The sequence below is a fragment of the Avibacterium endocarditidis genome, from assembly GCF_002921145.1.
Classification (GTDB): domain Bacteria; phylum Pseudomonadota; class Gammaproteobacteria; order Enterobacterales; family Pasteurellaceae; genus Avibacterium; species Avibacterium endocarditidis.
The window spans coordinates 1-4,719 of record NZ_PQVI01000149.1 but is presented as its reverse complement, the minus strand read 5'-3'; the positions used below and the strand labels follow the sequence as shown (position 1 = coordinate 4,719).

Here is a 4,719-nt window from a genome sequence, read left to right as displayed (position 1 = left end):
ATCATACACACATAAAGGAAGTAAACTATGTCACAAGTTAGCTCATTAGAAGAATTTTTAGCCAAAGTTGAACAACGCGATGGACACCAGCCAGAGTTTTTACAAGCGGTGCGTGAAGTGTTCACTTCAATTTGGCCATTCTTAGAGAAAAATCCACAATATCGTTCGCAAGCGCTTTTGGAGCGTCTTGTTGAGCCAGAGCGTTTAATCCAATTCCGCGTGGCGTGGACAGATGACAAAGGACAAGTGCAAGTAAACCGTGCTTTCCGCGTACAATTCAACAGCGCGATCGGGCCATTTAAAGGCGGAATGCGTTTCCACCCATCGGTAAACCAATCTATCTTAAAATTCTTAGGATTTGAGCAAATCTTCAAAAATGCATTAACTACATTGCCAATGGGCGGTGGTAAAGGGGGTTCAGACTTCGATCCTAAAGGCAAATCTGACGGTGAAGTAATGCGTTTCTGCCAAGCATTAATTGCTGAGCTTTATCGCCACATTGGCCCAGACACAGACGTACCAGCAGGGGACATCGGTGTTGGCGGTCGTGAAGTGGGCTATCTTGCTGGTATGATGAAAAAATTATCAAACCAAGCTGGTTGTGTATTCACAGGGCGTGGATTGTCATTCGGTGGTAGCTTAATTCGCCCAGAAGCAACAGGTTATGGCTTAGTTTATTTCGCACAAGCAATGCTTGAAGAAAAAATCAATCATTCCAAGGCAAAACCGTTGTGGTTTCAGGTTCAGGTAACGTTGCACAATATGCCATCGAAAAAGCATTACAACTTGGTGCGAAAGTTGTTACTTGTTCTGATAGCTCTGGTTATGTTTATGATGAAGCTGGCTTCACTCCAGAAAAATTAGCTGCGTTACTGGAGATCAAAAACGTACAACGTGGACGCGTGAAAGATTACGCAGAAAAATTCGGCTTACAATATGTTGCAGGTGAGCGTCCTTGGAGCGTGAAAGCAGACATCGCTTTACCTTGTGCAACGCAAAACGAGCTAGACCTTGCTGACGCACAAAAATTAATCGCCAATGGCGTACAACTTGTGGCAGAGGGCGCAAATATGCCAACCACTATCGAAGCAACAGACGCATTACTTGAAGCTGGCGTATTATTCGGCCCAGGTAAAGCAGCAAACGCAGGTGGCGTGGCAACATCTGGCTTAGAAATGGCGCAAAGCTCACAACGTCTATACTGGACAGCGGAAGAAGTGGACGCAAAATTAAAACAAATTATGCTCGACATTCACGCAAACTGTAAAAAATACGGTACGGTGGAAGGCCAAGCGAACATCAATTATGTAACTGGTGCAAACATCGCTGGCTTCGTAAAAGTTGCAGATGCAATGTTAGCGCAAGGCGTTTACTAATCCTTAAAGGGCAAAACACATTATGGACTAAGCAAGCAGAGCGAAAGGACATTAATGTGCTGATTAAAGCAAAGGGAGGAAAACCTCCTTTCTTTTATTCATAAAAATGCTAAAAAACCACCGCACTTTCGTTGCGGTAGTTTTCTTTTTGTGTTTTAACTTATCCCAAAAAATACTTATACGCTTGGCTGTTGGTAACGTCTTGATAAGTATAGGCTAATTCTTCCAAATGGGCGTTGAAGCGAATTTCATCGTTTTCATCTAGTTGGAAACCTGCAAGCACATTGCCGTAGTCTGCGCCGTGGGCGCGGTAGTGGAACAGTGAGATGTTCCAGTGCGTGCCAAGCATTTCGAGGAATTTAAGTAACGCGCCTTTTTGTTCTGGGAACTCAAAACTGTATAAGCGTTCTTTGGCTTTACTTGATGAGCGTCCGCCGATCATATAGCGAATGTGAGTTTTCGCCACATCATCATCAGACAGATCCATCACGGAATAGCCCTGTTGTTGCAACTGCGCGATAATTTCATTTTTCTCATCTTCACCACGAATTCTCACCCCGACAAAAATACAGGCTTGCGCTTGATCCGCATAGCGGTAGTTAAATTCCGTAACGGCACGATCGCCAAGCAAATGACAGAAACGCAAGAAACTGCCTTTTTCCTCCGGAATGGTTACGGCGAGCATTGCTTCGTGTTTTTCACCAATTTCGCAACGCTCAGACACATAACGTAGCGTATGGAAATTTAGGTTGGCGCCCGATAAAATATTCACCAAGGTTTCCCCTTGAATATTATTTTCTTTGACGTATTTTTTTAGCCCTGCCAGCGATACCGCCCCTGACGGCTCTGCAATTGCACGTACGTTTTCAAAAATATCTTTCATTGCGGCACAAATTTCATCGCCGTCCACCAGCACCACATCATCAAGGTATTGCTGACATAAGCGGAAGGTTTCATCGCCAATGCGTTTTACTGCCACGCCATCGGCAAATAAGCCCACTCGCTCTAAATCCACTGGTTGCCCAGCTTTTAAGGCGTGATACAGGCAGGCTGAATCTTTGCTTTCCACGCCGATTACTTTAATTTCTGGCATTAATTGTTTGATTAGCACGGCAACCCCTGCGGCTAAGCCGCCCCCGCCCACTGGCACAAAAATGCGGTCGATATTGGACGATTGTTGTAACAATTCAAGCGCCAATGTCCCTTGCCCTGCGATCACTAAAGGGTGATCGAAAGGGGGAATAAACGTCATATTTTTACTTTTAGAAAGTTCAATCGCCTTACTTTTGGCTTCATCAAAGTTTGCCCCGTAAAGTAGCACTTCTCCACCAAAATGACGCACCGCCTCTACTTTAATGCTCGGCGTATTTTGTGGCATCACGATTAATGCTTTCAAGCCCAGTAATTTGGCGGATAGTGCCACACCCTGCGCGTGGTTGCCCGCAGAAGCCGCAATCACGCCAGCTTGGCGTTGTTCATCATTTAAGGCGGCGATCATTGCATAAGCGCCACGCAATTTAAAGCTATGCACAGGCTGGCGATCTTCACGCTTAATTAAAACCTGATTGTGCAACCGTGCGGAAAGTTTATCCATCGGTTGCAAAGGGGTTGTTTGCGCGGCTTGATACACCACAGATCCCAGTTTCAAAATGGTTTTTAAATAATCATCTCCGCTCGGAGTGGGATTGTTAAATGCAAGGGTTGTCATTTTATTATCCTTAAATAAAACCAGAAATAATGTTAATTAATAAGGAAAGCACGGTTACGTTGAAAATAAAGGCGACAATGCTGTGAATTCCGCCCAAAATTCGCCCCGCTCTTGAAGAAAACATCACATCGGCCGTTTGTGCTGATGTGCCGATAATCAAGGCGGTGTAGATAAAATCATAGTAATTTGGCTCGGTTTGATAGCCATTTTGCCCATTGCTTTGTGGAATTTGCAGTGGCATTGGTTCACCGCTAACTTTCGCGTGATAGAACAAATGAGCATAGCGAATAGCAAACAGAATATGGATCACCAACCAAGAAAGGAAAATGGAAATAATCGCTAAAGTGATATGCCACGCTTTTTCCATTGGCGGAAGATTTTGTGCAATGCTCACTAAGCGAACCAATGCCACAATACAAGCACCGATAATCACGCTCACGATGATGAACATTGCTTTTGTCCCTGCTTGGCGCTCTTGTAGCACTGCGGTCATCTGCTCGCGATGACGATGCTGTTGGCGAATTGTCCAAAATGTCCAAAATAAATATAGGCTCATTCCCATATCCCAAGAATAAATGAGATCGGTACTAATATCGCCTTGCGAGAGTAGGCGAAATGCCATAAAAGAGAGAACCACCAAGATCAAACTGGTGAAAAATTTAATATGCTGTTTTAGCATTTTTTGCATTTTGCTTTCCTTGTATGCCTAAATTTAGGCAGAAATTATAAAAATTCGCGAAAAAACGACCGCACTTTGATTTACAGGTGCGGCCATTTTATTTAGTCGCTTAATTTGGAGCGATCTCGCACCGCACCTTTATCCGCCGAAGTGGCGAAATAGCCGTACATTTTGAGTGCGAAAGACACTTCACGCTGACGATTTGCTGGCTTCCAACCTTTCGCATCTTGTTCTGCGCGGCGTGCGCTCAATTCTTGTTCCGATACCATTAATTGGATTGAGCGATTTGGAATATCGATCTCAATGGTATCGCCGTCTTTCACCAAGCCGATTGTTCCGCCTGCTGCGGCTTCTGGCGAACAGTGTCCGATAGATAAGCCTGATGTACCGCCAGAAAAACGGCCGTCAGTTAATAATGCGCAGGCTTTGCCTAAGCCCATTGATTTTAAATAGCTGGTTGGGTAAAGCATTTCTTGCATACCCGGCCCACCTTTTGGCCCTTCGTAACGAATAACCACAACGTGTCCTGCTTGCACTTTGCCGCCGAGAATGCCATTTACCGCATCTTCTTGGCTTTCAAAAACAATGGCCTTTCCTGTGAATTTTAAGATGGATTCATCAACGCCCGCGGTTTTTACAATACAACCGTCCAAGGCGATATTGCCAGAAAGCATTGCTAATCCGCCGTCTTGGCTATAAGCAAAGGCTTTACTGCGAATACAGCCGTTCTCACGATCGTCATCAAGGCTGTCCCAACGGCAATCTTGTGAGAAGGCTTGTGTGGTACGAATGCCCGCAGGCCCTGCGCGATAGAATTCACGAATGGCTTCATCTTGAGTGAGCATAATGTCGTATTTGGCAATTTGCTCAGCTAGGCTTAAACCTAATACGGTGCGAGTTTGGTTATCAAGCAATCCTGCACGATCTAACTCGCCTAAAATAGCCATAATTCCACC

3 protein-coding genes and 1 pseudogene are annotated in these 4,719 nt (G+C 44.9%); 1 reads left to right on the top strand and 3 read right to left on the bottom strand.

Annotated elements, in window-relative coordinates:
• Positions 1-27: 27 nt before the first annotated feature.
• Positions 28-1,376 (top strand): annotated as a pseudogene (gene gdhA, locus C3Z13_RS10995) (NADP-specific glutamate dehydrogenase).
• 160 nt (positions 1,377-1,536) lie between these two features.
• Here the strand turns inward: gdhA and ilvA are convergent.
• From ilvA to C3Z13_RS10980, 3 genes are all read right to left on the bottom strand, one after another.
• Positions 1,537-3,084, bottom strand: coding sequence for a threonine ammonia-lyase, biosynthetic (ilvA, locus tag C3Z13_RS10990; RefSeq protein ID WP_103855937.1), 1,548 nt, complete (start codon positions 3,082-3,084; stop codon positions 1,537-1,539).
• A 10-nt stretch (positions 3,085-3,094) separates the two neighbouring features.
• On the bottom strand, positions 3,095-3,772 hold the full coding sequence (locus C3Z13_RS10985; RefSeq protein WP_103855936.1) for a DUF1345 domain-containing protein: 678 nt from the start codon (positions 3,770-3,772) through the stop codon (positions 3,095-3,097).
• 92 nt (positions 3,773-3,864) lie between these two features.
• Positions 3,865-4,719 (bottom strand): IlvD/Edd family dehydratase (locus tag C3Z13_RS10980; protein ID WP_181022058.1); only part of this gene is annotated, 855 nt, incomplete at its 5' end.